Source organism: Streptomyces sp. NPDC044063 (assembly GCF_056434285.1).
The window spans coordinates 1-25151 of the sequence record NZ_JBWKFM010000032.1 but is presented as its reverse complement, the minus strand read 5'-3'; the positions used below and the strand labels follow the sequence as shown (position 1 = coordinate 25151).

The 25151-nt window shown below is 71.3% G+C and carries 24 protein-coding genes; 14 read left to right on the top strand and 10 right to left on the bottom strand.

The genetic code is table 11. The features are described 5' to 3' along the window. Positions 1-229 precede the first annotated feature (229 nt). The 4 genes from AC07BS_RS29395 (at position 230) to AC07BS_RS29380 (ending at position 4998) form a co-directional block, all read left to right on the top strand. Positions 230-571, top strand: coding sequence for a hypothetical protein (locus AC07BS_RS29395; protein ID WP_478935011.1), 342 nt, complete (start codon positions 230-232; stop codon positions 569-571). Between the two features lie 167 nt (positions 572-738). Beyond that, the gene (locus tag AC07BS_RS29390; RefSeq protein WP_478935010.1) at positions 739-1233 is read left to right on the top strand and encodes a hypothetical protein; all 495 of its coding nucleotides are present in this window, start codon (positions 739-741) and stop codon (positions 1231-1233) included. A 1120-nt stretch (positions 1234-2353) separates the two neighbouring features. Beyond that, positions 2354-4450 carry a hypothetical protein gene (locus tag AC07BS_RS29385; RefSeq protein ID WP_478935009.1) on the top strand — a complete coding sequence of 699 codons (2097 nt, stop codon included), beginning with the start codon at positions 2354-2356 and terminating at the stop codon, positions 4448-4450. Continuing rightward, entirely contained in the window at positions 4447-4998 is a 552-nt protein-coding gene (locus tag AC07BS_RS29380) for a DciA family protein (protein WP_478935008.1), read from the top strand. The genes AC07BS_RS29385 and AC07BS_RS29380 overlap by 4 nt, the downstream gene beginning before the upstream one ends. A 62-nt stretch (positions 4999-5060) precedes the next feature. Here the strand turns inward: AC07BS_RS29380 and AC07BS_RS29375 are convergent, their stop codons facing one another. Continuing rightward, a complete protein-coding gene (locus AC07BS_RS29375) occupies positions 5061-5309 on the bottom strand; it encodes a hypothetical protein (protein WP_478935007.1) in 249 nt (82 codons plus the stop codon). 137 nt (positions 5310-5446) lie between these two features. Between AC07BS_RS29375 and AC07BS_RS29370 the strand changes: the two genes are divergently transcribed. Then, on the top strand, positions 5447-6703 hold the full coding sequence (locus AC07BS_RS29370; protein WP_478935006.1) for a helix-turn-helix domain-containing protein: 1257 nt from the start codon (positions 5447-5449) through the stop codon (positions 6701-6703). A gap of 228 nt (positions 6704-6931) precedes the next feature. Then, positions 6932-7618 (top strand): hypothetical protein, encoded by a 687-nt coding sequence (locus AC07BS_RS29365; protein WP_478935005.1) that lies wholly within the window; start codon positions 6932-6934, stop codon positions 7616-7618. Between the two features lie 239 nt (positions 7619-7857). Here the strand turns inward: AC07BS_RS29365 and AC07BS_RS29360 are convergent, their stop codons facing one another. Beyond that, positions 7858-10521 (bottom strand): ATP/GTP-binding protein, encoded by a 2664-nt coding sequence (locus AC07BS_RS29360; protein WP_478935004.1) that lies wholly within the window; start codon positions 10519-10521, stop codon positions 7858-7860. A 156-nt stretch (positions 10522-10677) separates the two neighbouring features. Between AC07BS_RS29360 and AC07BS_RS29355 the strand changes: the two genes are divergently transcribed. Then, a complete protein-coding gene (locus AC07BS_RS29355) occupies positions 10678-10968 on the top strand; it encodes a hypothetical protein (RefSeq protein ID WP_478935003.1) in 291 nt (96 codons plus the stop codon). Here the strand turns inward: AC07BS_RS29355 and AC07BS_RS29350 are convergent. Beyond that, the gene (locus AC07BS_RS29350) at positions 10926-12755 is read right to left on the bottom strand and encodes a zeta toxin family protein (RefSeq protein ID WP_478935002.1); all 1830 of its coding nucleotides are present in this window, start codon (positions 12753-12755) and stop codon (positions 10926-10928) included. The two genes, AC07BS_RS29355 and AC07BS_RS29350, sit on opposite strands and share 43 nt — an antisense overlap. Positions 12756-12848: 93 nt before the next feature. Continuing rightward, a complete protein-coding gene (locus AC07BS_RS29345) occupies positions 12849-13250 on the bottom strand; it encodes a restriction system modified-DNA reader domain-containing protein (protein ID WP_478935001.1) in 402 nt (133 codons plus the stop codon). 542 nt (positions 13251-13792) lie between these two features. On the opposite strand from AC07BS_RS29345, the gene AC07BS_RS29340 reads away from it, so the two are divergent. Next, complete coding sequence (locus AC07BS_RS29340; protein ID WP_478935000.1) at positions 13793-15058, top strand: helix-turn-helix domain-containing protein; 1266 nt, start codon at positions 13793-13795, stop codon at positions 15056-15058. A 244-nt stretch (positions 15059-15302) separates the two neighbouring features. Here AC07BS_RS29340 and AC07BS_RS29335 read toward each other — a convergent pair whose 3' ends face one another. Beyond that, positions 15303-15821 carry a DUF6233 domain-containing protein gene (locus AC07BS_RS29335; RefSeq protein WP_478934999.1) on the bottom strand — a complete coding sequence of 173 codons (519 nt, stop codon included), beginning with the start codon at positions 15819-15821 and terminating at the stop codon, positions 15303-15305. Between the two features lie 15 nt (positions 15822-15836). Beyond that, entirely contained in the window at positions 15837-16208 is a 372-nt protein-coding gene (locus AC07BS_RS29330) for a hypothetical protein (protein WP_478934998.1), read from the bottom strand. A 121-nt stretch (positions 16209-16329) separates the two neighbouring features. Here AC07BS_RS29330 and tap point away from each other — a divergent pair, with 121 nt between their 5' ends. From tap to AC07BS_RS29305, 5 genes are all read left to right on the top strand, one after another. Beyond that, positions 16330-18465, top strand: coding sequence for a telomere-associated protein Tap (gene tap / locus AC07BS_RS29325; RefSeq protein ID WP_478934997.1), 2136 nt, complete (start codon positions 16330-16332; stop codon positions 18463-18465). Between the two features lie 3 nt (positions 18466-18468). Further along, positions 18469-19026, top strand: coding sequence for a telomere-protecting terminal protein Tpg (gene tpg / locus AC07BS_RS29320; RefSeq protein ID WP_478934996.1), 558 nt, complete (start codon positions 18469-18471; stop codon positions 19024-19026). Between the two features lie 13 nt (positions 19027-19039). Continuing rightward, on the top strand, positions 19040-19516 hold the full coding sequence (locus AC07BS_RS29315) for a hypothetical protein (protein WP_478934995.1): 477 nt from the start codon (positions 19040-19042) through the stop codon (positions 19514-19516). 80 nt (positions 19517-19596) lie between these two features. Then, positions 19597-19902 carry a DUF6247 family protein gene (locus AC07BS_RS29310; protein ID WP_478935065.1) on the top strand — a complete coding sequence of 102 codons (306 nt, stop codon included), beginning with the start codon at positions 19597-19599 and terminating at the stop codon, positions 19900-19902. Beyond that, on the top strand, positions 19899-20162 hold the full coding sequence (locus AC07BS_RS29305) for a hypothetical protein (RefSeq protein WP_478934994.1): 264 nt from the start codon (positions 19899-19901) through the stop codon (positions 20160-20162). The genes AC07BS_RS29310 and AC07BS_RS29305 overlap by 4 nt, the downstream gene beginning before the upstream one ends. A gap of 109 nt (positions 20163-20271) precedes the next feature. On the opposite strand, the gene AC07BS_RS29300 is transcribed toward AC07BS_RS29305, so the two are convergent. Beyond that, the gene (locus tag AC07BS_RS29300) at positions 20272-20778 is read right to left on the bottom strand and encodes a hypothetical protein (RefSeq protein ID WP_478934993.1); all 507 of its coding nucleotides are present in this window, start codon (positions 20776-20778) and stop codon (positions 20272-20274) included. A 142-nt stretch (positions 20779-20920) separates the two neighbouring features. After that, a complete protein-coding gene (locus AC07BS_RS29295; RefSeq protein WP_478934992.1) occupies positions 20921-21217 on the bottom strand; it encodes a hypothetical protein in 297 nt (98 codons plus the stop codon). Positions 21218-21389: 172 nt separating this feature from the next. On the opposite strand from AC07BS_RS29295, the gene AC07BS_RS29290 reads away from it, so the two are divergent. After that, positions 21390-22226, top strand: coding sequence for a hypothetical protein (locus tag AC07BS_RS29290; protein WP_478934991.1), 837 nt, complete (start codon positions 21390-21392; stop codon positions 22224-22226). A gap of 617 nt (positions 22227-22843) precedes the next feature. On the opposite strand, the gene AC07BS_RS29285 is transcribed toward AC07BS_RS29290, so the two are convergent. After that, positions 22844-23320 (bottom strand): hypothetical protein, encoded by a 477-nt coding sequence (locus AC07BS_RS29285; protein ID WP_478934990.1) that lies wholly within the window; start codon positions 23318-23320, stop codon positions 22844-22846. Continuing rightward, positions 23317-23997: a hypothetical protein gene (locus AC07BS_RS29280; protein WP_478934989.1), complete on the bottom strand. Its 681-nt coding sequence runs from the start codon at positions 23995-23997 to the stop codon at positions 23317-23319. Before AC07BS_RS29280 ends, AC07BS_RS29285 begins: the two co-directional genes overlap by 4 nt. Positions 23998-25151 lie beyond the last annotated feature (1154 nt).

Genomic DNA, 25151 nt, shown 5'->3' with positions numbered 1-25151 from the left:
TTCTTCCTCCCCTTTTCGTTTTTGTTGTTTTGTGTTTCTGTTTTCTCTTTTCCCCCCCCCCCCCCCCCCCCCCCCCCCCCCCACTCCCCCACCAATCGAAAAACCATTGCTGACCTGCGGGAACCGATCCATCCAATCGCCAGCTGGCACCCCCATTCCACGGCGGTTTCCCCCTTCCGGAACCAAGTGAACGGGGGGCGCCGACATGCCATTGACCAGGAAGACGATCATGCGCAGATACCTGTACCGGTGCCCGGTGTGCCGGACCACGAGCCCGGTCGTCCACACCCCCGACGCCGCCGAGAAAGAAGCCGTCGGGCACCGCCAGGCGCTTCACGGCGGGCACCACCCCGACGGCCAGATCGCCGGCGAGGTCGACCGGCGCGGCCGCTGGTACGCCGACCTCGCCGGCATAGCCACCATCCACGCCCGGCTGTCCGACAACTTCGCCGACCTCCGCGACCCCGGCCGCATGGGCGCCCGGCTGTGGGCCGACGCCGCAGCCTGGCTCACCATCGCCGCCGGAGCCCTGCTCAGCCTGTGGGCCACCGACACCGTCCTCCAGCCGTGACGCCCAACCCTCGGGGCAACCGAGGCCCTGCGCTCGTTCACCGACGGCCGCCGCGTGCTCCCCCTGCTGAGCCGCTGACCACGATCACGGGCAGCGGATCGGCCGTCACACCAGGCCGACCGCCCCGTGCCCTCTTACCCCATACCCGAGACCGGAGGACCACCAGCATGACCGATCGTTCTGCGCACTTCGCCGCCGTCTACGCCCTCATGCGCGCCTCGGCGGACGCCGCGGACCACTGGGTCCAGTCTGATTTTTGTGCTCAGACCAAGGGCGCCACGGACGCCGCCACGGTGACGTACACCGACGAGAAGACCGGAGTCGAGACCACCGTCGGCACCGCTGGCGGCCGCGTGGCGTGCGCCTGGCACTGCCTCACATACACCGCTACGCAGGGCCTGACGCTCGCCGTCGGCGCCCGGGCCCTTGGGCTCCGCCTGAACCCCAAGGCCGTCGCCGCCGCGCTCGCCGTCTCCGGCATCACGCACTACGTTGCCGACCGCCGAGTCCCCCGGGGCGTACTCCACCGGCTGGCGGCTGCCACCGGCAAGGGACGGTTCTTCAAATTGGTAGATTTCGGCATCAATGGCTCGTATGCCCTTGACCAAGCATGGCACCACGGCTGGGAAACAGCCGCCGCCGTCATCGCCGTCGCGAAGTGAGGCAGAACCCGGGCATCACGCTCACGCTGACGACGGCCCGTCAGGTTGCCTTGGGTCACCGCCCTGTCCGGTTCTAGGGCTAGGCTGTGCGTGATGTGATCGATAAAGACGAAAGCCCCCAGGACCGGGCGTGGTCCACGGGGGCTCTCGGGCGGGGAATGCCCCACCCGGGCGACACCTGGAATGGAGGTGATCGCGGGATGAAGGTTACCCGCTCACACGGAACCGCACGCGCATCTGCGCCGTTCCATCACCATGATCACGCCATCCAGACCGTCTGCGCGCATGCCGACGCCAGCCTTCGGATCGAGGGGGTCGGGGTGACGTAGCCGCCACCGGCCGCGCGTGCCATTCAGCGGATTAACCACCCGCCCCGGCCTCGCGCGGCCCTTCGCTCCGACCGGACTAACCATCCAGGTCGGCCGCTCAGTCCCGGATTACAGCCGGTCCTGAGCTTCGGCTCATCGAGCCAATTCACTCCATCGCAGTACCGGCCACTAACCACGGCCACCACAGCCGCAGCAGCAGTCGAGCTGCGCACCGAACCACGGCCCCTCATCAGGGCCACTGCAGTACCCGTCCGGGGCCCCCACCACAGGGGCTCCACGACCGAGACCCGACGAGAGGAGAAATCTCCCCCCTGCCGTTCGGTGTCTGCCCGCTCCTCACGGAGGGGGCGGTCACCCGCATCCACTCGCCGGCCGTCCCGCTTCGCGGGGTGGTCCGACTCGCATATGGAAGTTGGTGTCCCCGCCATAGTGCACGATCGCGTGTCCCCCTGTCAGCTTGACCATGTCCGATTCAAGACGGTTTGGACCTTCGCCGCTTCCCGCGTGACGGGATTCGCATGTCACGTTTGCCCTGTTCACGGCATTAATCACGAAGATTCCTGGGGTCGGAGTGTCACACGGACCCCGGGTCCGACCACCTTTATAGGGGCCCCTCTTTCCCTCGGCGAGCGGCCTCTGTCCACAGGGTCGCTCGGTGAGCCTGTCCGGATGATCATCTGCACCTGTTTCTCCACGCCCGCTTCCGGCCTGGTCGCGGCGGTGGGCCGATGAGCGCCGCGGCGGCCGCTGTCCGTTTTCACGTGCCGGGGCAGCGTCGTGCGCTGCAGTCGGTGCCGGCGCAGGCCGGTCCGGTGCCGGTTCGTGGGCCGGGCCACCCGATGGCGCTGGGGCGCGATGCCCGCGCCCGGCTGGGCAATGCGGTGCGCGCGCTGCTGGACGCGGTCGGCCTGGTCGGTGCGTCGGACGCGGTGCGGCTGGCGGTGGTGGTGCTGGCGGCGCGGACGCCGTCGGAGTCGGGTGTGGTGGAGATCCGCACCGGTGAGCTGGGCCGCTGGCTCGGGCTGTCGGCGTCGTACGTCGCCTCCGAGGTGCTGCCGGTGCTTCGCCGGTCGGGCGTGGTGTCGGTGGAGACGGCGGAGGGTGAGTACGGCCAGGACGTCGGCTTGAAGTGCAAGGTGCTGCCGTTGTGGGCGGCGCAGGGCGTGGTCGGGCACCCGCTGAACTTGGCGAAGAAGGAGTTCGCGACGCTGCTGCGGCTGTTGGAGGCCGTGATGGCGCCGGGATGGACGCTGCGGGACGGGCGGGTGATCCCGGCCGGGCTGATCGGTACGCGTACCGGTCGCGGCGCGGCGACGGACCGCCTCGCGCTGCTGCTGCTGGTGCTGGAGGCGCGGGAGACCGGGCGGGTGCGGCAGTGCGGCGGGACGGTAGACACCCGGCGGGGCCGGGCGGCGGCGACAGTGGCCCGGCTGCTGGGCTGCACGGCGTCCGCGGGCGAGCGGGTCCTGGAGCGCCTGGAGGACCGGCAGCTGGTGCGCCGGGTGCGTCTGCAGACGGGCTCGGGCCTGGCGAACCGGTCGCGGCTGATGGTGCCAGCGGTCGCCGCCGCGCACGGCCGTACGGTCGCCGACGACGTCCAGGAGGACCGCGCGGAGGCTCTGGAGCCCGAGTTTTCAGACCCCGATGTTGCGGCAGGGTCTGGTGAGGCGCCGGAGCCGGGGACAGAGTCGCAGGTCAGCGGCGTGCCGGCGACGGGTGAGGCGGATGTTGCAGAGCCCGACGTTGCGGCAGCCCTTCACACTGATCACCCTCACCTGGTTACTCCCGTCTCTCCCCTCGCTCTCTCTGGTGGCTTTTCCGGCGAAGGCCGTGGTGGGTCCGGTGATCTGCCGGACCGCGCGTGCGTGCGCGAGGACGGCCCGCTGCGCGGGGAACAGCCGAAGAAGTCCCCGTCGATCAGCAGCGAGAAGCCTGGCCGCGGGCCGGTGGCCGGCACTTCGGTGCGGGTCGTGGACGGCGAAGGTCAGGGCAGGCGACAGCGGGGGAGGGTGCCCCTGCCGCCGGAGGACCTGCGGATCGTCCTGGCCCCGGTCGACCTGGTCTGGGCGCGGCTGGAGCGTCCGGCCGCCCGGCGCCTGGTGGAGGCCGCCGCCCGCAGGGAGCTGGGCAGGGTGGTCGGGTTCGCGGGCCGTGTGGATGCACCGCAGGTTCTCGCCGACCGGCTGACCCGGCGCCTGTCCGACCAGATGCGGCTGGCAGGGCCGATCAAGGACCCGGTGGGCTGGCTGATCGGCCGGGGCCTGCCGCAGCGTCAGCAGTGCGGCGACGTGCGGTGCGACGACCGTGTGCTGCTCGACTCCGGCCAGGACTGCCCCCGGTGCAAGGAACGGCAGGAAGACCGCCGGGACCAGCGCCGCGCGGTCGCGGCCGCCGTCGACTCCGCGATGCCCGGCGCCTCGGCGACAGAGCGGCGGGCAGCCACCGCCCAGCAGCTGCACCAGGACGTGACGGCCAGGGCGTGGGCGAAGGTGCACGAGTGGGACCAGTACCGGGCGCGGCAGGCCGCCGCGGCTCACGCCCGTGCCGAAGCCGCAGCCGCACAGCCCGAGGACGATGTCCCGGCCGCGCCGGTGGCCCCGATCGTGCTGCCCGCACCCCGTCCGGCCGTCGTCGCCGCAGGTCCGGAGCCAGAGGGCGCGGACGTCGACGACGACCAGGAGCTGGTCCTCGAGGACCTGACCCGCGAGCAGGTGCTGGACTGGCGCACCCGCGCCGCGCACGACCACCAGATCGTCCACGACCACATCGCCCGGTACGGCGAGGTGTCGGCGCAGCGCCTGTTCACCCGGTCGTTCGTCGCGACCGCGCAGCGCCTGGCCGGCCTCGGGCACCTGGACCTCGGATACACCCCGTGGGGGCAGCCGTGAGCAGCGGCGAGGTGTCCGGCGTCGACCTGGCCCGAGTCGCGCTGCGGGCCGCGATGGAGGCGGCGCCGAAGAACAGCGGCGGCCAGAAGGCGAAGTCCAAGCCGCGTCCGGTCCGTACGGCACGGCGCGACGGGCGCGAGCCGATGGGCCTCGGTGCCGCGATCGGCGCGCTGGTCACCGAGCACGCGTGGGAGCCCCCGGCCGTCGGCGCAACGCTGCGCGAACGGTGGGCGGCCATCGCCCCGGATCCGGCCGGGCACGTCGCGGCCGTCGACTTCGACGCGGACTCAGGCCAGCTGACCGTGTGCCCGGAACCGTCGGCCTGGCCGACGAAGGTCCGGTCTGGAGAGACCCGCGTCATCGAGGCCGCCAATACCTCGGCCGGCCGCACGGCCGTCCGCGCCTTACGGAACCTGCCGCCCGGCATCGCGCCCGTGCACGAGCCGGCCGACCCCGATCCGGCGTCGGCCAGCTCGTCCTGCGGGCCGGTGCGGAGTCGGGGCACGGGCCGGTGCCGACAGGCCGCACTGCTCCGCCGCGGCCTATAGCCTGAACCAGTGATCCCCCGCACGGCCGTTACCACCCCGATGAGCGCGGCCGCATCCGGTGATCACCGAGAGGAGATGAGCCAGTCGACGGCCATTGTGACCGCGCCCGTCCCGGCCGCGTACGCCGCGCCGTTCGCCGCGCGCCACAGCAGCGCCTTCACCTGGCGACGCCACCGGCTGCGCTGGCTGGCCTGGCCGGGGTTGTACTGGGCGGTGCTGGAACGTTTGAGGTGCGGGCGGGGGAGGCGCACGGCGTCGGCTCGCAGCTCGGATAAGGGGCGGGGCTGCTGTGAGGAGGGCGATATCGACATGGCGTTCTCCGTTCCATCGTGGGTTGTCCGGCTAGGGTCAATTCCATGGCTGGACGGGGCGGTTGCGGCAGGCGGCAAGGGCACCTTGCGGTGTCCCCGGCATCTTGCGGGCAGGGCAACCTGGGAGAGAGGCACCAGTGACGGAGCAGCGATTACAGCCGGCGGCCGAGCCGCGGGCGCGGGGCCTGGCACCGCTGAGGGACGACCTGGGCACGGAGGACCGGGCCTTCGCCGAGCACCTGCGTGAGCTTCGCGGGCGGACCGGGATGACCTCCACGGACTTGGCTGCTGCCCTGGCCGTGGACTCCACGCGCCTCTCGCGCTTCTTGTCGGGTCAGAGCCTTCCGGAACCGCAGCTGCTGACGTGTCTGCACCGGATGCTGAACAGCGCGGGCCCAGAGGCCGTCGAAGCGGCGGCGCGGGAGAGCCGCACCTTGTTGTACGCCGCCGCCCGCTCCAGGGGGCCGTTGCAGGCCCGCGCGTATGAGATCGCTGAGCTCCAGGAGAAGCTCCACGAGCAGCGGGCCGAGACCGCCCGGACACTGACCGCCCTGCGTCAGGAGCTGGAGCAGGAACGGGAGCACCGGCAGCGAGCCGAGGAGGAGATCGAGCGGCTGCGCCAGGCCGGGCCGGCGGACCGCGACCAGCGCATACGGACGCTGGAGGCGGAGCGCGACGCCGCGCTGCGCAAGGTCGCCGAGCTCGAGGGGGCGGTGGCCCAGACGGGCGCGCTCTTGCGGCTCCAGCAAGATGACGCGCAGCACGCAGACGCCATGGCCCGGGCGACGCACAAGGAGCTGGAGCGCTGGGAGGACGGTGACGGATCCCGCCACCCGGCGGCGGAGGCCGAGTGGCTGGGCAGGGAGATCGGCGTTGAGGGTTCGAGCGTCATTGAGCTCTTGGGCGATCTGCGCGACCACGGCCGTGATGACGAGGCGGACCGCATCATCGAGTACGCGGCCGTCAACGCCGCCCCGGCCGCCATCGGCACCTTCTACACCCTGCTCGACCAGCACAGCCGTCGGCCCGACGCCAACCGGCTCGTGCGTGCCATCGCGGTGTCCTGCCCCGCGCCACGGCTTCGGCAGCTGGCCGTCGATGTGAAGCTGCGACGAGAGCGGCCCGTTGTTCCCCTGCTCCCCGGCCTGGAAGGCACGGATGCTGACCCGAAGGTCCGCAAGTGGGACGAGACGCGGTTCGGCGAAACCCTCATTCCCGTGGTCAGCTTGGTCACGCCTCCTGAGGTACTGGTTCAGTTGGTGCGGGCCTTCCGGGAGCGCGATGAGCATCACTTCGTCAACATGCTGTATGTCAGAGCGGCGCGTCGATCCCGCGCTGGGCGAAGAGAACTTCGCGCGGCAGGCATGCACGTTCGCGGCCGGCTGTTCGGGTGAGTCCCACCAGGCCAGGGGCACGGGAGACAGCGTCCGGCCGGATCCGGCCACGCTGCGCCGCCGGGTCACCAGCCCCGGACCACTCTGCTCGGAGGGAGTCGTCGGTTGGTCGGGGCGGGGCCGGACGGTGTGGGGGCGGCCCTACAATGGGCCGCGGAGGATCTTCGGATCTTCCCCGGACCGTCCCGGCTCCTCCGGCGGACGCGGGCCATGAGGCCCGCCGGAACCATGTACGTCACCACCGCGGTTGATGACGGGCCCGCAGCACCGTTGGGTGTGTGGGCGGATCGTCCGCCGTTGCAGGAGGAGCCCCGCACCGTGATCCCGCCCGCTGGCCATCCCGGCCTGTCCGCCTGGTCTGACGAGTCGTTCCAGGAGAAGGACTCCGCCGGCTTCTACATCATCGCTGCCGCCATCATCGAGCCGCCCGTACGGGATGCCGCCCGGGAAGCCATGCTTGCCCAGCGCGGGCGTCGCGCGACGGCCAAGGCGCACTGGACCGAGATGGACCATCGGGAGAAGAAGCAGGCCGCGCGCGCCGTTGCCGAGCTGGACGGTGTTCACGTTGTCGCGGTGGGGTCGCCGGTTCCCTTCCGCAAGCAGGAGCGGGCCCGCAGCAAGTGCCTGACCCATCTGGTCACCCAGCTGCACACGTTTGGTGTCGAGTGCTTGTTCATGGAGGCCCGCGAGTCCCAGCTCAACCAGCGCGACATCCGTACCGTGCAGAGCGCCCGCTTCGCACTGCCGAAGGGCACCACCTTCCGGATCGAACACGTTCACGGAGGCGCGGAGCCGCTGCTGTGGGTCGCCGACGTGGTGGCCGGCGCCTGCCGGGCCCACCAGCTGGGACGCGGCGAGTACTGGGCAGAGCTCGCTGGCGTCATTGCGGACTTCGAGGTCGATACCGACTGCTGAGATGGCCCGGAAAAGCGCCGAGCCAGGCTCCCGGTCTGCCCCAGGTCACCTGGCTCCACTTCCGGCGGTCCACGACCACCGACTTGTCCCTCACTCTACCGCCCAGGCCCCGGGGAAGCGACTAGACCGGCCCGTACGCCACCTGTCGCATTGCGCGCGACCGGCGGCGCTGGCCTGGTGACCTGCGCATTCAGCCGGGGAAGCACATGCCGGGGTGCGCGCCGCGATGAGGCGGGAGGCTACTGGCCGGTGTGGGTGCGGCGGGTGTGGACGAGGTGCTGCCAGCGGGCGCGTACAGCGTCCGGGCCGTCGATCCAGCGGGTGGTCGAGGGCTCCGGCAGGGGCAGGTCGGCCATGAAGTAGGCGATATCGGTGAAGTAGGCGAAGTCGCCCGTGGCGGTGAGTTCGCGCAGCCGGTCGATGGTGACGGCCAGGTCCTGGTCTTCGCCGCGGACGGCGTGGTGGAAGGCGAGGGCGAGCTCCACGAAGCGGTGGAGGAAGGGGAGACCTGCGGCCTCGATGTCGGCGTGCAGGGTCTGGGCGCGGGCGGTGACGCTGTCGCCTCCGGCGTCCTTTATCAGGGCGACGACCTGGGCGAGGAGGGTGTTGGAGCGCTGGTCGAGACCGTCGAGGAGCTGGTGAGCGAGGGCGAGTTCGTCGTCGGCGCGGTCGGGGGCGGCGAAGGAGACGGCCAGGGCGAGGCGGACCTGGGTCATGGCGCGCTCGCCCGGGGCGCCGTGCTGCTCGGCTTCGGCGCGGCCGGCTTCGAAGGCGGTGATGGCCTGGTCGGTGTTGGCGTGGGACCAGTGGATGTCGCCGAGGACGCGGTGGTGGCGGCCGTGCCAGCCCAGGGTGGGGACGGCGGCCAGGGCGGTGGGGAAGTCGCCGGCGAGGCGGGCGAGGTTGGCCAGGCCGCGGCGGGCCTTGGGGGCGAGGCGGCCGCCGGTGTCGGCGACCTGCTGCATGCCGGCGCGGGCGGCGTCGTTCTGGCTGAGGTCCTTGTGGGCCTTGGCCCGGTAGTACAGGGCCATCTCGGTCAGCTCGGCGGGCAGCAGACCGGTCTCCAGGACGGCGGTGAGACGGTCGGCGGTGCGCTGGCGGTGCTCGCGCTGGCGGCGGGCGATGGCGGTCAGGAGCTCGGCCACGGCGTCGGCGAGGGCATCCGGTACCGGGTCGGTGGGGGCGGGCAGTGTGAGGGGTTCCCAGACGGAGTCGTCGGTGTAGACGAAGGCGGCGTCGATGAGCCAGCCCAACCCGGTCAGGTGGTGGTCGCGGGCCAGGCGCAGGCCCTGGCGCAGGCAGGCGACGAGGAGCATGCGGCTGGGGGCGAGCGCGGCGGCCTTCGTCCATTGCTCGCCGAGGGCGGCCAGGGCGCGGGTGGCGGCCTGGTGCCAGTCGGCGTTCGTCCAGCGGTCGTCGCTGTGGTCGTCCTCGCGTACGGCGCTGCGTATGGCGCGGTGCAGGTGGTAGGGCCACAGGGCGTAGGGGTTCTTGGTGACCAGCGGCCGTTCGACCAGGCGCCGGGCGGGGGCTTGGTGAGTGAGGCCGGCCGTTTGGGTGGCGAGGTCGAGGTCGAAGGCGTCCAGCAGGGACACGCTGCGCAGCAGGTGCCGCTCGTCGGGGGTGAGGTCGGAGAGGGTGCGGGCGAGGAGGGCGGGGAAGGTGCAGTCGAAGTCCGCGGGGGTGGGGGTGCGGCCGGTGCGGCGGATCTCCAGGAAGCGGCTGACGGCGAGGTCGAGGTGGAGGGGCAGGCCGTGGGAGCGGGCGGTGATCGCGGCGCGGATGTCGGCGTCGATGAGGGGCTGCCCGTCGAGGGTGAGGCGGCGGGCGAGGTGGTCCTCGCAGTCCTCGGGGGACAGGTCCCCGATCAGATGCTGCCGGCCGCCCGGCGCGCCCGCCCCGGGCTGCGGCACCGCCGCGGTGGAGGGGGCCAGGCCGGGCCAGGCGGTGGGGCCGGTCCAGTCGAGCTGGCCGTGCAGGGCGGGGTCGGCCCACGGCAGCCGGCTGCGGCCGCCGATGACGAAGAAGGCGTTCGGCATGAGCCAGACCAGGCGCTGCAGCAGCCGCTCGAAATCGCGGTGCCGGTCGCCGGTGTCCTCAAAGGTGTCCAGCAGGACCACCGGGGTGAGGGCCTTCTTCGCAGGCAGCCGGCTCAGGTCCCACGCCAGCAGATGCGGGTAGTAGGACAGCGCCTCCAGATCCGGCGTGGCCTCCAGCAGGGCCGCGGTCCGCATGGCACCCGCCAGGGCCCGGGCACGCTGCTGCCGCTCCCGCAACGCCGACACCAGCGCCGAGGTCAGCTGCCCGGCCGCGGAACCGACCAGGCCGGGCAGCTCCAGGGCAGCGGCAACCTCGCCCACCCCGGCCCGCAGTTGCTGCGGCAGCATCTCGGTGAAACGGCCCGACAGCCCGGTCCGCCGGATGTACTCCTCCAGCGGCTCACCGGGACGGATCTGCTCCCAGTAGTGGCGCAGCGCCACATCGAAGGAAGGCAGCGTCCGCCCAAGCGCCCCGGCGAGCGCGAGCCGGATCGTCAGGATGACCCGCTCGAAATCCGAGCCCGTCGACGCCGCACGGGACAGGTCGATCCGGATAGGCAGCAGCCGCTGCGCCCAGGTGGGTGCTGCACCCCACTGGTCAGGGCGATGCTCGGCGGCGGTCAACGCGGCTTCGAACTTGCGGAGCAAGGTGGTCTTGCCGACGCCGCCCACGCCGTGGAAGACGATCACATTGGTACGGGGTGCCTCGAGGTCTTCCACGTCGAACCCGGGGTCCGTGGTGCGCCGCAGGTGCTCCTCCAGCGCGGTGGCCACCAGGGCCCACTGGTGCTGCCGGTCGGTGAACGCCTCCACGGCGTCGAAGGCCGGGTTGTTGGAGCTGAACAGCGCACGCAGGTCGGCCATGGTCCCCCCAATGGTGATCGTCTCGCTCCCAACCTATGACGCACGGCGGGCCGTGGCGGCACTCTGGTGGGGGTGCGGCCCGATAGCTGCCGGTAGTGGACGGGAAATCGACCACCGCCGACAATGATCCTTTTCGTCCTCGAAGGTTGGCCCCCCGTGCACGATCCGGTATCCCCCACCCCGAACTCCTCCGAGCTGGCCGGCAAGGCCGGCTACGCGGTCGCCTCCGAGACGATGAGGCGGGTGATCGGCTGGTACAGCCGGGAGATCATGGCCGAGCGCCGCTCGCCCGCCCCCGACACCGCCAGGCTGGAGCGGCTGATCGCCGAGCACCGGGAGTGCGTGCAGGACCAGGCACGCCTGAAGGAAGCCGACGGCGAGGAGATGGCCCGCATCAACGCCCGCTACGCGGCCCGTCTGGAGGAGTTGGAGGCCCCGGGGGCGTAGCCGTACCGGTCAGCCACGTCCCGGGTCAGCGGAAGAGCGGCTACCGCGGCGGGCCCGGGGAGCCGGCGGGGGCGTAGCTGGGCGGGCATCATTGGCCGCGCCAGGCGGGCGATGTCCTCCACGTCACGGCGGTAGTGCGGCAGCGCGGCGCGCACGCGGCGATGGACCGCCCAGAACCGTGCCGCCTCCTGGACCGTGTAGGGGCGGGTCTGCTCGGCGAGCAGCACGCCCGCCGCGCCTACAGGCCGCGACCAGGTGCCCTCGGGCGTGCGTTCGTTGCGGTAGAGGACGGTGCCGTCGCGCCTCCACACCATCACCGAGTCGGCCACCAGCATCTGCTCGGCCGCCTCCACCGCACCAGCGAGCGCCGCGAAGTGGCGGTCGTGCCCGGAGACGGTGGTGAACCGGGCGGGAACGCCGAGCCGGCTCACCTCGGCGCAGCGGGCCGCGGTGCCCAGCCGCGAGTCCGCCGCCCGCACGGCCAAGACCACCAGCTCCACCCGGTAGCCCGCCCGCCGGTAGAGCATCGCGTCCGCGGCGAACGCGGCCGCGCTGCCGGGGGCGATCTCGATGACGACGTCACCGCGCCGCCGGCGTACGTACGCCTCGGCCATCGCCTGCCAGGCCCGGTAGTCGGCCCGGATGCGCTCACCGGCCGTACGGGGCTCCTCCTTGAGCAACGTCAGGTAGTCCGGGTGGGCCGCCTTGAAGTCGTCGCCGCTGATGTGGATCGGCCAGCCGCGCAGCGCCCGGCGCAGCATCGGCGTCATGCTGGTCTTGCCGGAGCCGGGCTGGCCCAGCACGTACACCGCGACCGGCCGCTCCTGCGGCGTGATGCCCTCCAGCAGGGACGGCGCGATCAGCTCGTCAAAGATCCAGCGGTGCTCCTCGGCGGAGAGCCGGTGGTAGTCCGCCCCGGGCGCCTGGCGCCTGGCCTGCGCGGTGCGCCGCAGCGGCTCGGCCAGCGCGGCGGCGCGCTCGGCGTCGCGCCGCACGGCCAGCGACCAGTCCTCAGGCAGCCGCGCATCGTGCGCACGCCGGTCGGCATCGGCGAGCTGGCGGCGGAAGACGCCGGTCTCCGCCGCGCTCCACGGGCGCGACCGCTCGGCCAGCAGCGCCTCGCGTGCCCCCGCCGCGTGGCGCCACTGGCCGCCGGGCGTCAGGTCGTTGGCGTACAGGACCTCGCCGGCGCGCCGGACGACGACGACCCGGTCGGCCAGGCGCCCGGCCTCGATGTCCGCGAGGGCGTCGGGGAGCGCGGCCGCGCAGGCGTCATGGTTGTCCCACCCCACGTACCGGGCCCGGCCTTCTTCGGCGAGGCGCAGGTACCGGTCCAGCACACCGAGCTGCGAGACGGCCTCCGGCACCGCCAGGGCGACCACTTCAACCCGGTAGCCGGCCCTGCGGTAGGCGGCCACCGTGGCGAGCCACGCGGCCGGATCGGCCAGGGCCTCCTCCGCCACCACGTCGTACCGGCCCGCGCGGGCCCGGGCTTCGACCTCGGCCTGCCAGCGGTAGGTCTCCGGCCGCACCCGCACCCCGGCCGTCCGTACGTCCTCCACCAGGAAGGCGGGGTAGTGCGGGTGGACGGCCTTGTAGGTGTCCCGGTCCACCCTCACCGCGCCGCCCCGCTGTTCAAGGGCGGCGTGCACCAGGTCCATCACGAGCGTCTTGCCGCTGCCGGCCTGCCCGGCGACGAACACCACCACCGGGTGCTCCTGCGTCACCGCGCCCGCCGTCAGCCCGGGCACGATCACCTCGGCGAGTAACTCGCCGTACTTCTCCACCGATGTCTCCCGGCTGTGTTCGTGATCATTTGTCCGATCTGGTGTGCCGTTCCGCCCGCGCGCGACGATGCGCGGCCGGAACGGCCGGGCTGCCTACTGGCCGTCCAGCTTCTGACGCAGCTGGTCCAGGGTGGAGCCGTCGGGCGTGTGCCACAGGGTCCAGCCGTTGATGATGTTGCCCGTGACGGCTTCCGCGGCCTTCGACGGGGAGGGGAAGGGAGAGGAGTGGCCGTCGACGATGAGTTGGCCGTCGGCGGTCACGACGGCGCGGCCCGACCGGTTGGCGCGGCGCTGGTGGAAGGTGAGCACGGTGTCCGGCTTCAGCAGCCCGGCCTGCATCAGAGCGGCGAGCGGTCCGTGCGGGATGACGGGCGCGGCCGGCGCATCGGGGGACTGGCCACCGAGGGACAGGGTGACGTGGATGGTGTCGTCGCCGCGTGCGCTCGTGAGGCGGGCGATGACGGCGGGGTCGAAGTGGATGCTGAGCGTGGCCATGCGGTCTCCTGCCAATGGTGGCCCAAGGGCCCCTTTCGCTTACTTCCGCTTCGATTTTAAGCAGAGCAAGCAACTTGACTCAACTCTACCGCTCAGCGACTCAGCAGACCTTCAGGTTCGACTCCAGGCTGTTCCCGCTGGCGGGCTCGATCAGAACGAGGCGATGAGCCAGTGCCCGGTGGCCGTTGCCAGGGCTGTGCCGGCCGCGTAGGCGGCGCCGAGCGCGGCGCGCCAGAGCAGCGTCTTTGCCCGGCGGCGCATCCGTGGCCCCCTGGCGGCGCCGGCCGCTCCCCGCGCCCTTGGGATGGCACCGATGACCGACCCGAATCGGGCTCGTTCGATGGTGAGGCGGACGGCACCAGCCTGCAGTTCGACTATCGGCCGGGACGACTGCGGCGAGGAGGTAGTGGACATCGCGGTCTCCTTCCAGCCGGACGGTCCGGCTAGGGTCAACCTCACCGCGTTGCACCACCCTTGCGGCAGAGAGCAAGACCACCTTGCGGCGCCCCCGGCATCTTGCGCGGGGCAATCAGGAGAGAGCAGTGACGGAGTACCAGGAGCAAGCCCTCGGGCCGCGACCCCGTGCGTTAGCACCGCTCAGCGGCGGGCTCAGGAGCGAGGAACGGGCCTTCGCCGAGCATCTGCGCGACTTGCGCCAGCGGACGGGGATGACCTCTGCAGACCTCGCCGCGAAACTCTCTGTGGATGCCACCCGGCTTTCGCGCTACCTGTCGGGCCAGAGCCTTCCGGAGCCGCAGCTACTCACCAGGCTTCACCACCTCCTGGCCGATCAGGACAGCGAGCATTCCGTCGAAGAAGCCGCACAGGAGAGCCGCGCCCTGCTGTACGTCGCCGCCCGCTCCAAAGGACCGTTGTCCGCCCGGGCATACGAAGTCGCAGAACTGCAGGAGAAACTGTGCCACCAGCAGGCCAACACCGCTCGCTCCCTCGCCGCCCTGCAAGAAGAGCTCGAACACGAACGTGAACACCGGCACCGCGCCGAAGAGGAGATCGAACAGCTGCGGCAGGCGAGTGCGCTGGACCGTCAAGACCGGCAGGAACAGATACGGCAACTGGAGGCGGAGCGGGATACTGCACTGCGCCGGGTCGCCGAGCTGGAAGACCTCGTTGCCCAGACCGGGGCGATCTTGCGCCTCCAGCAAGACGATGCCCGGCACGCGGAAGAGATGGCCCGGGCTACCGCCGGCGAGCTGCAGCGCTGGGAAGGCGACGCCGGGCCCTACGCGCGGGAGTACGAAAACGGCTTCCCGTGGCTCGGCCCCGGGGTAGAGCAGACCTGCGAGGGAGCCGTCGAGGCACTCGCCGAGCTGCGCGACACGAGCCGGGATGGCCAGGCCGACGGCTTGATCCGGCGGATTGCCGAGAAGGCATCTCCTGCCACCGTCAAGGACTTCTACACCGCCCTCATGCAAGCGGGAAGGAGCCGGGACGCCCGACGCCTCCTGATCGCTTTAGCCGAGCACTGCGACGCCTTACGGCTGCGGCAACTCTCCGTACTCCCTGGGACGGTCCCCAAGGAACGGATCTTCTACCTTTCGAAGAGCCCGTCGGGCGAGGATCGGTACGAAGACGTTCCGTTCGCCCAGGTGGTTCTCGACGAAGCATCCACTAGCACCCCCATTGAAGATCTTGCCCGCTTGGTCCGGTCCTTTGCCGAACGGGGCGAAAAGCACCTTCTGGATGAACTGGTGATCGGTGCGGACCTACGGCCGCGCGCTGAGCGACGACAGCTCATGGAGGCCGGACTGCGACTGCCCCGCAGGATGAAGCGCTTCTTCCTACGGTGACTGGTCGCGTGTCCAGGACACCCGAAGGGGCCGACGCGGGACTGCCACCCTGAGCACGATCCGCCTCGTCGACACCAGCAAGAACCAGGCCGCCTCCGCCGTCGGCGCACCTCCGTACCCGGCCTCTGGGCCGCCGGCGAGCCCGGCGGCATCAGCGGCTGGGGCGCGACCTGCCCCCCTGGCTTGGACGCCCGCACCCGGTCATGGACCGTACCGTGCACATGCCGTTTGACCACCTTCACGGCTAGCCGAACGGTTCGTCCCCGTCGGGGCACAGGACCCGGTCAGGGCGGCAGACCGCGCAAGTAACGGCCTCTTCCGGGCCGGCGAGCATGCGCAGGGCCTCGCGGTCGGTGGCGAGTTGCTGGGACATGCCGCCCTGGGCGCAGTCGAGCCGGTGTACGACGATGTCGTGGGGGCTGCCGGGCGGGGCTTCGGAGAGGCGCCAGCGGCGGCTCTCTTCGGCCGGGGGCGGGTCGAGGACCGTGTAGTCCTCGCCGGGGATCGGCTGGACGTCCGGGTAGGGGGCCGAGAAGGCGATCTCCGTGACGTCGCGGACGGGACCGCGCGGGGTGTCGCGCCGGTCCGGAAGCGTGAGCAGCAATTCGTACCACCACACACCCCTGAAATGCCGGCGCGAGGTGACGCGTACCTCGAGGACCTGGTCGTCGGCGAGGCAGACGAGCGCACGGGGGAGCCGGTCCAGGGGAATTCCGTGTGCGCCCCGGCCGCTTCCCCCGCCCGCCCCGGTCTGCGTGTGCATGGTGACCAGCCGGTGTTACGCGGCTTCGGCCGCGGCCCCTTCGTCGGCGTCTTCCACCGGCTTGCACGCGCGCTTGAGCGCCATGCGCGCCTCGACGACCCGGCCCGCCTCCACCGTCTTCCAGAACGCGTGCGTGCCAACGGTGATGCTCAGCTCGAGGGCACGGGCACGCAGAGCGGCGACGGCGCTCTTCTGCTCCTCGGTCCAGCCGCTCGTGGCCGGGCGGCTCGACGGGTACCAATGGCCCTCCGGCCGCGCCCATGCCTCGGCAGGCTCGACGGACCAGGGCAGACCAGCCGCCACGGTGCACAGCTCGGCGTGGGCCTGGTGCAGCTCGCGCTGCGCTTCGCGAAGGTCGCTGGGGAAGTTGAAGTCAGTCTCAGCCATCGTGACCAGAATCGTACCTCCGTTCGAAGGCACCCCCGTCAAGATTCTTCGATCGGGTTAAAGAAATGGGTTAAACATGAGGGTAAACGCTGCTAGGGTTGAGGTACGAGAGGAGATCTGCATGGCCACCGAGGAAGAGCTGTTCGCGAGCGTCGACGCCTTGCTGGAGGAGGAGCCGCAGCTCCCTCCCCCGGCGGAGCGCGCCCGGCTGCGGGAGGCCGCCGGCATCACCCAGGCCCGTCTCGCGCTCGCGTTGAAGACGTCGACGCAGACGGTGAAGAACTACGAGAACGGCCGGAGCGAGCCGAAGTCGCCGCGCCTGGAGGCGTACCAGCGACTCCTTAAGGGCTGGGCGGCGAAGTACCCCGCGCATGGCGCCCCCGCTCCCACCGCCGCGCCCTCCCCGGCTCCGCCCGCCGCGACCCAGCCGGAGGTGCCGGAGACGTTCACCGGCTCGGCCGCCCTCGAGGCCACCGAGCCGGAGACCGCCGCACCAGCGCAGTCCCCGGCCGCCCCGGCGGCTCCCCAGCGTCCCGTTCGTCCGGCCGCGACGTCGCGCCGCCCGGCGAAGAAGGCGGCCAAGCCCGCCGTCGACCCGCGCTTCCAGCACGGCCCGCTCGCCGTGCTGGACGGCGACGGCTCCGCGTACGGCGTGGACGGCATCGTGCTCGACTGCCCGGCCACCACGGTGGTGGAGCTGGTGGAGTGGACGCTGCGCGAGTCCGGCCTCGGTGCCGCGAAGCTCAACCGGTACGGCAAGGACAGCGACCCGCTGATCGTGCTCACCACCGCGGCCGCCGTGAAGCTCGGGCTGCCCGAGCGCCTGGAGGGCCACGAGCAGCGCCGCTCCCTGCGCCTGCCGGAGGACCACCCGGTCGTCAAGCAGGTGGCGAAGGCGAAGTGGCAGCTCACGCAGCGGGGGTTCGGCCCGTGGGCGCGGATCTACCGCAAGGCGCAGGGCCGCGACCGGCAGTGCGTACAGCTGGCGATCCTCTCGTGGGACGCCCTCGATGAGCGCTCCTGGCCCGGCGTCACCGACATGGAGCCGGCCGACATCGCCCGCGTCCTTGGCGCCTACGCCCAGCGCGTCATCACCCCGCGCGGCTCCACCGCGGTCTCCGGGCTGGAGCTGATGACGGCGCTGCGCCCGCCGACAAAGGCCGTGCAGGACCCGGAGACCGGGAACTGGGTGTCCGGCCACAACCCCGGCAGCTTGGGGACGGAGCCGATGGACCCGGCGCCGCCGGAGGCCACCCCGGAGCACCCCGTCGTGGTGAACTCGGGCTGGACCGGCGGGTTCCTCAACGAGGAGGCGTACCAGTGGGTGCGGTCGGTGGACACGCTCACCGATGAGGAGTGCACGCTGCCCTTCGCGGTCGGCCTGGACCTCAACACCGCGTTCCTCGCCGCCGCAGCCCGCCTGGTCGTCGGCCTGAGCGCCCCAGATCACTTCCACGCCCCGAAGTTCAACCCGAAGATCCCCGGCAGCTGGTTGGTCGACCTGTCCCACATCGAGCTGGACCCGCGCCTGCCCTCGCCGTTCACGCCAGACGGCACCCGGCCGACGGGACCTGCCTGGTACCAGACGCACACCGTCGCCTACGCCCAGGAGCTCGGCCACGACGTGCACCCGATCGAGGCGTACCTGCGGCGCGAGACCGGCGCGTACCTGGACCCGTGGCACGACCGCCTCAAGAACGCCTACGTCGACACCCTCGCCGACCTCGGCGTCACCCGGGACCTGGACGACCGCCAGTTCCTCGCGGCGATGGAGCAGCACAAGCAGGTCGACCCGGCCCTGGCCGCCGTGCTGTCCGCGATCAAGGCCACGGTGAAGGGCGGCGTCGGCAAGCTCCGCGAGCGTCCGCAGGGCAAGTCCTACAAGGAGGGGGAGCGGTGGCCGGCCCTGGAACGGCCGACCTGGCGCCCCGACATCCGGGCCGCCGTCATCAGCAAGGCCCGGGTCAACATGCACCGCAAGCTGCTGAACATGTCCCGGATGACCGGGCTGTTCCCGCTCGCCGTGCTGTCCGACTGCGTCGTCTACCCCTCGCCGGGCGCGAGCCCGCTGGACTTCCTGCCGTACGCCGCGAGCGGCAAGCCGCAGCCCGGCGGCTTCCGCCTCGGGCCCACGCCCGGCCTGGCGAAGCTGGAGGGCGTCCAGTCGATGCTGTGGGCGGTCGACCTGATGGAACAGGGCCTCAACCCGGCCCGCCACATCAAGGGCGGCGACGCCGTCATGGACGAAGGGGAGTAAGTCGTGGGGGAGATCGACGACGCGATCGAGCGCGCAGAGCGGGAGGCGTTCACCCGGGAGCCGCCCAAGACTCTCAAGGCCCAGATCGGGTACCTGCTCAAGCAGATGAAGACCGCGAAGGCCGTCGCGGAGGAGCTCGGCGTCACCGCCGACTCCGTCAACCGCTATCGCCGCGGCGCCCGCAAACACCCGCCGAAAGACATCGCCGCGAAGATCGACGCGGCCGTACGGGCCCGCTGGCAGCCCCAGGTCCGCAAGCGCCGGCGCAAGCAAGCCGCCACCGCGACCGGCATCACCATCGAGACCCGCGCCCGGTTCGGCTACACCGCGCCGATCGGCACGACCGACGACGGACGGTTCCGGCGACTGACCGTGCACCTCCCCCCGGCCTACGCGCAGCGTCTGTTCGACGCCCGCGAGGCGGGGGCTAGCGACCAGGAGATGCGCAAAATCATCGCCGAAGGGTTTAAGGAGATCTATTTCCAGGACGGCGGCGGTCGCGCTATGGGACTGTCGGATGTCGCAATCAACGACATCGACTATTTGGACCTGGACTACTGACTTCGGAGCCTTGATGGCGAGCGTCAATTTCCCGGACCCGGAGAACGAAGCCGAACGGGCGGCGAACCCCCAGGCTGCCAACGACGACCAGCGCCACGAGGAGGAAGCGGTCACCCTCTGGCGCCTGGCTGAGGGGCTTACTCCGGTCGCCCCCGAGCTCCTCCTCGAACAGGTGCGGCTCGACCTCGCCACCGCCTGCCTGCACGTGGCACCGCCCGAACCGCTCACAGACGAGCACCAGGGCGGCGCCGTGGCCTACATCGACGATGATGCCCCGGCCATCGTCGACTGGCTGCCCCACGCCCGGCTCGACCGCGCGGCACTCGACATGGTCGAAGCCGACCGCACGGACGACGGGGCCGTCATCCGCTACGACGCGGTCCGGTCGGCGATGGACACCGCCCTCGGCACCATCCTGACCGGCTTCCGCTACGCCACCCGCCGACCGCAGTTCGGCTTCGGCCACGTCGTCCTGCAGAGCACCCGGTAGAAGGGGATCCGTCCATGCCCGCATCCACGGCCCTCCGGCGCGCGTACCGTGGCGGTACGACCCGCTGGGAGGAACAGCCGATGAGCGCGCAGCCCGACCACGCCCCCCTCACGCCGTATGCCCCCACAGCGGGAGCTCCGGCCGAACTCCTCGCCGATCTGCGCGCCGACCCGCGCGCCGCGCAATGGGTGCCGGCCTTCGAGCAGGAGTGGACGGCCGCGCTGGAGGAGTCCCGCCGCACGTTCTCCCTCGGCGGGCTGTACGCGGTCGTCCAGGAGTGGCAGGGCCGTCTCGCCTCCGCTCCGGCCGTCGACGCGTTCGTCGCCTCCGGCTACGACGACAGCGACTTCATCGACATGGCGGAGCTCCGCGGGCGGCGCCGGTGACCGAACAGCAGCCGTACGCGGTCCGCTTCTCCGCCCCGGCCGCGAAGGTCCTTGCGACCCTGCCCGAGCACGTCGAAGACATGGTGTGGGACGTTCTGGACGCCGCCGCCGGCGACCCGTGGGGGTTCCGGCAGTGGAACGCCGACGACCCCGAGGGCGAGGACATCCGGCACGCCTCCGTCGGCCAGCTCTCCCTCACCTACTGGGTGAACCGGCCCCTGCGCCGCCTGTCCGTCCTCACCATCACCTGGCTCGGATAGCCACCCGTGCAGGCGCCCTGACCCCAGCATCGCAACTGCCGGGGTCAGGGCGTTCCGCATCGTAGCCACGGCCGTATCCACCGGTTGCCACCCGGGCGGCAACCGGTAGTCACCAGTTGCCGCGGGGGCGGTCGGCACCGAGCTGGACCTCCCGCCGGCACTCGGGACAGTCCGGCAGGCCCTCCACCCGGCGCGGCCTGTCGCCCTTCGCCCAGCTGAACCCGCACAGCGCCGTGTTCGAGTACAGCTCGACCTGGTCGTCCTCGCTGGCGTGCGAGCCGTAGCCCGGCACGTTCCAGGTGAACGTCGCCTCCCCGTCGTACGGAGCGCCGTCGGGCCAGTCGTAGACCGGCTCGGTCGTGGTACAGCGCATCCGCAGATCAGGCCCCGTCCAGCGCTTGCCGTACCGGATCTGCGAGCTGGCATCAACCGCGTCCGCGAGGCGCTCGAAGGACAGGTCGTAGTCCCTCATGTGTTCCCACGAGCCCGGCTTCTGCTCGCGCATCAGCGAGCGGAACATCAACAGCAGCCGCCCCAGGTCGTGCTGGTCGACCCGGACCGTGTGCGTCTTCGGGTCGTAGCCGTACGGCGGGTCGTGGGCGGGCTTCTTCGGCATCGGTCCTCGTTCGCGTTGCACGGCGGTCAGCGCTCCGCCACAGGGCCTACGGTGCGGCCGGGTACTCAACGACCCGGACTAGCCGAAGCCACGCTGACCTCCGCCGTCCGTGCGCCGGCCGAACCGCCGCGGGCTTCGCGTCTCAGGCTGGCGGCGGCGTCGCGCCGGGCAGCTCCCCGGAGAAGGCCCACCACTGCTCGATGGTCCACACGGCGACGCTGGAACGGTCGGTGGACATCCGCAGCCACACCTCCTCGCCGCCTGGCATGAGCGTGACCTCCAGGTGCGCCTCGTCCCACGTGCCCACCGGGTACATCCACTCGATGCCGTCGGGCCACGTCCGCATCGCCACCGTGCGCACGCTCAGCGCCGCGGCGAAGGCGTCCAGCGCCGCCTTGGGTATCCGCACCTCCGTCGGCTCCCGCTCGATCCCCGCCACCGGGCCCCCTCCGCCTCGTGCGACGGGACCCGCGCCCGCCGTCGCGGATCAGCGTGACAGACCCGCTCCCCGCCCGGTGTCACGTTGTGAGGCTGGCAGGCTCACAGGCCGTTTCCCCAGGTAGACGAGGTGAGCTGTGAGGCTGTGAGGGTGTGAGACGGAGCTCGCGCCGGTGCTCCCGCACGCCCTGGTGGTTCCCGTCGGCGCGGAGGACGATGGAGTGGTGGGCGAGCAGCACGAGGACCAGGAGCACGGCGCCGAACCGGCGCGGCCGCCACTGACCGCGGCCCGCGCCCGGGAGATGACGGCCGGGCTGCGCGAGGCGATGGACGACGTCCGGCGCTCCGTGGCGGTGCTCGCCGCCCGGGTCCGCGACGCGCACGCCGCCCGCGTCTGGCTCCCCCTCGGACACAGCAGCTGGGAGTCGTACTGCGACGCGGAGTTCGGCATCAGCCGCGCCCAGGCGTACCGGCTCCTGGACGTCGCCCGCGCCCTCGCCGCGATCCACGGCGCCGTCGCGGCCCACGCCGATCCGTCTCGCACGCGAGACACCGGCCCGGCCGCCGCGGCCGCGCTCGACTACGGCCTGTCCCAGCGCGCCCTGATCGCCGTCTCCGCCCGTTCCGGCGACGTCGCGGAGCTGATCACCCGCCGCCTCGCCACACTCGCCCACAGCAGCCTCCAGACCCTCGATGAGGCCACGGTGCGCGCCGTGGTCCGCCAGGCCGTCCGCGACATCCGCACCGCCCCGCCCCCACCGCCAGCCGAACCGCCGGCGGACCCGACCGTCGCCGCGCTGCGCCGCGTCGTCGACGACCTCGCCGCCAGCACCCACGCGATCGGGGAGCTGATGCTCGAAGTCGCGCCGGCCTACCTCTCCGACATCGAGGCCGCCGACGTCCTGGGGCTGCTGTGCGAGCAGATCGGTGAGCCCCTCGAACACGGCCTCGCCGCCCGGCGCTACGCGGTGTCCGGGGACCGTCGCGCCCTGCACGGAACCGTCCTGTAGAGCGCTGCTCCCGACTCCTCCTATGAGGCACACGGCCCGTTTCCCCAGGTGGGCGGGGTGCATGTGAGGGGTGTGAGGTGTGAGGCGAGGGCCTGCGGCGGCCTGGTGCTGCTCCTGGTCGTGCTGCACACGGCCGTCTGCAGCAGCTGCTGCCCGGTGGGAATCCGAGTGTGCTGCTCGTCGTCGACGGAGTGCTGCTCGTGGTCCTGGGGGGGTGGTCGTCAGGGGGCAGCAACGTGGTGTCGTGGGCGCCGCGCAGCATTTGCATGGGCCAGGCGGGACACGGCTGCTGCTCGTGCAGCAAGCCGACCCCGGCTGTCCAGCAGCCGCGGTGCTGCTGCACGCTGCACGGGGCCTGCTGCACTCCGCCGACGGCGCTGCTCGGAAGGCAGCGTCAGGGGTAGCGGCGGCTGCATGGCATCGCAGATCTGTGATGTTCCGGGCGAGATCCATGCACAGCTGCTGCATGCACAGGGCACGCCCTGAGGGGTCATCGGTTGTTCTGCTGCTCCAGAACAATCCGGTTCACCTGGTGCAACCGACCCCTGCTGGTCCGCCACGCATGAAAACGGCGCCGCACCGGCAAGGGGGCGACGCCGTAGACGTTTGGCGGGGGCTCAGCGCTTTCGGCGGGAGGCGAGGTCGATGGGCGGCTCGGCCGGCCGCTGGCGGCGGGCGGCCTTCTCCTGGCGCTCCTTCTCGTACTGCGCAACCCGGCGCTCGTAGCGCTCCTGGAAGTCGGGGTGGTCGAACCGGTCGTCGTCGTCCATCGCTCCGATCGCCGCCAGCTGGTCCGCAGGCGTGCGGAAGCCGGCGATGAGAGGGCTGAGCCGGTAGAGGCCGTTGCCCTCCTTCCAGACCATCAGGGCGAAGCCGAGGTGCTGGAGACCTCGGGTCACCTTGGAGCGGCTCAGCCCCACGTACTGAGCGATGACGTCCTGGGTGGCCACGCAGCGCCCGCCCGGTTCCTGGCTTCCCAGCAGGTGCAGCAGGACCGGGTACGCGGCCGGCGGCATTCCCCTGGGAGTGAAGGCGAGGGCGTTGTTGGCCGTCCAGACGTACTCGGGAACCATGCTCTCCACGGCGATCGTCATGACGTCCCATCCTCCTCGGGCCGCGCCTGCCTGGCTGCGGCTCGTGCCCGGGCTCGGGCCTTGTCCTCCCGGGGCGGCTTCTTCTCCGGGTCTGGCAGCTTCCGCAGCTCGCGGAAAGCATCGGGCAGGTCTTCATTGTCTTCGATCGCGTCCAGCAGCGAGAGCTGGTCGACCTTCATGGTGCCTGCCACACGCAGACCGGGCTTCGGCTCGATCGGCACCCTGCCACCCTTGAGCGTCAGCCTCGGGTGCAACTGGTACTCGCCCGCCTTGAGCTTGACGACCACTCCGATCTGCCCTGCCTCCTTGAGCGACCGGGAGATCTGCGACTGCTTCACCTTCAGCAGCTCCGCCAGCTTCGTCTGGGTCGCCTCCACCGTCCCGCCGGGCTTCTGCATGCCCATCATCCGCACGATCAGCCGCAGCGAGACCAAGTCGTCGCGGTAATAGTCGGCGAGCCAGCACAGGAACGCCTGGCTGTCCATGACGAAGTCCTCGTCAAGGAACCCGTCGCTGGTGACCGGCGGCTCCACCGAAGCCCGGTAGCCGTCCGGCAGGTTGACCACGTTCGCCTGGCGCAGTGCCCCCGGCACCCGGAAGGCACTCGGGGGCGGCGGGGGAGGAGCGTTGGCCGGGGCCGGCCTCTGCCGCGGCTGCTGCTGGGGCTGTGCCGTCATCGGGGGGTCCGCTCCTCATGATCAGTAGGTGGTGGCCGCAGCATACTGGATTGTGCCCCTCCTGCACTTTCCTGTTCCCCAGATGCACTTTCCGCGTGTCGTTATCACCCGGGGGTGATTTCTCCCCCCTCCCTGGCCCGGTCGCAGCCGGACGCGGCCGCAGCACGGTTTGTGCCCCATCCGCACAATCTGCGTCACGCCAAGCTCGGACTCCGGCCGCCACAATGTGCACCTGGGAGACAAACACAGGTCGTTTTACAACCCCGGGGTGATATCCCGGGTCTCGATTTATCACCCCGGGGTGATACTCCCGAGACCCCCAAAACGCTCTGACCTGCGGAAACGCTGATCTCCCTTCCTCCTCTAGAGCGTGTGCGCGCGCGTGATAGCGGACCTTGCCGCCGGACTCAACCACCGACACGCCGCACTCCGCCGTCTTCCTCTGCGGCCCCGTCGGGCGCCGGGGACCCGCAGCTGAGCTCGCTTCGCGTGCGGCACCGCGCCCCGGTGCGGGTCGTGGACAGCAGCAGCGGCTCTGAGTCTCGGGTGGTGCCGGCCGCGACGCTCAAAAGCACGGAAGCGTGGCCGGTGCCGGTGGGCAGTTCCGCCTCCCGGCCCCGGGGGGCCGTTCGGCTCCGGTACCTCCGCACGTCGAATTTCAACGCTCGCATATCGGGACTTCCGTTCTGTGGCTGGGCAATTAACGGCCGCGCAATCTCGAATTCTGCCGGTACTTTTTCACGGGGGTTGAGGTGGTGCGCCCAGGACCCAAACGCTACACAGTGAGAATCCGCCGATGCATCACCCGGGCGAGCGTTCGCTCGCCCGGGTGATGCATCGGCGGATTCTGCGACATCCGGAGGGCTGGGGGTGTATGCTGGCGGGGTACTGGTGAACGTAAGCGGCCGGTTTCGAGGGTGGGGGAGGGGTTCGGGTGGAGCGCAGCGGAGCCCGTCACTACGGTGCGGCCGGCACTCGATCGGGCCGACGGTCTGTCACTTCCGCTGCGGGGGTGGTAGCTGGGATTCCCAGGCCCTACACAGGCCCGCGCGCGATGCATCCCCTTGCTGCCAGCCTCGGCGCCCGCGCTTGCGCGGGTGCCTGCAATTCGCGCTTGCGCGAATTGCCCTGCTTTTTGAATTCCGCTTGCGGAA

Bases quoted from the DNA above. Each gene is read 5' to 3' on its own strand.
- AC07BS_RS29395 (WP_478935011.1), top strand. From the start codon at position 230: ATGCGCAGATACCTGTACCGGTGCCCGGTGTGCCGGACCACGAGCCCG.
- AC07BS_RS29390 (WP_478935010.1), top strand. From the start codon at position 739: ATGACCGATCGTTCTGCGCACTTCGCCGCCGTCTACGCCCTCATGCGC.
- AC07BS_RS29375 (WP_478935007.1), bottom strand. From the start codon at position 5,309: ATGTCGATATCGCCCTCCTCACAGCAGCCCCGCCCCTTATCCGAGCTG.
- AC07BS_RS29365 (WP_478935005.1), top strand. From the start codon at position 6,932: ATGTACGTCACCACCGCGGTTGATGACGGGCCCGCAGCACCGTTGGGT.
- AC07BS_RS29360 (WP_478935004.1), bottom strand. From the start codon at position 10,521: ATGGCCGACCTGCGTGCGCTGTTCAGCTCCAACAACCCGGCCTTCGAC.
- AC07BS_RS29345 (WP_478935001.1), bottom strand. From the start codon at position 13,250: ATGGCCACGCTCAGCATCCACTTCGACCCCGCCGTCATCGCCCGCCTC.
- AC07BS_RS29335 (WP_478934999.1), bottom strand. From the start codon at position 15,821: ATGCACACGCAGACCGGGGCGGGCGGGGGAAGCGGCCGGGGCGCACAC.
- AC07BS_RS29330 (WP_478934998.1), bottom strand. From the start codon at position 16,208: ATGGCTGAGACTGACTTCAACTTCCCCAGCGACCTTCGCGAAGCGCAG.
- tap (WP_478934997.1), top strand. From the start codon at position 16,330: ATGGCCACCGAGGAAGAGCTGTTCGCGAGCGTCGACGCCTTGCTGGAG.
- AC07BS_RS29315 (WP_478934995.1), top strand. From the start codon at position 19,040: ATGGCGAGCGTCAATTTCCCGGACCCGGAGAACGAAGCCGAACGGGCG.
- AC07BS_RS29310 (WP_478935065.1), top strand. From the start codon at position 19,597: ATGAGCGCGCAGCCCGACCACGCCCCCCTCACGCCGTATGCCCCCACA.
- AC07BS_RS29300 (WP_478934993.1), bottom strand. From the start codon at position 20,778: ATGCCGAAGAAGCCCGCCCACGACCCGCCGTACGGCTACGACCCGAAG.
- AC07BS_RS29285 (WP_478934990.1), bottom strand. From the start codon at position 23,320: ATGACGATCGCCGTGGAGAGCATGGTTCCCGAGTACGTCTGGACGGCC.
- AC07BS_RS29280 (WP_478934989.1), bottom strand. From the start codon at position 23,997: ATGACGGCACAGCCCCAGCAGCAGCCGCGGCAGAGGCCGGCCCCGGCC.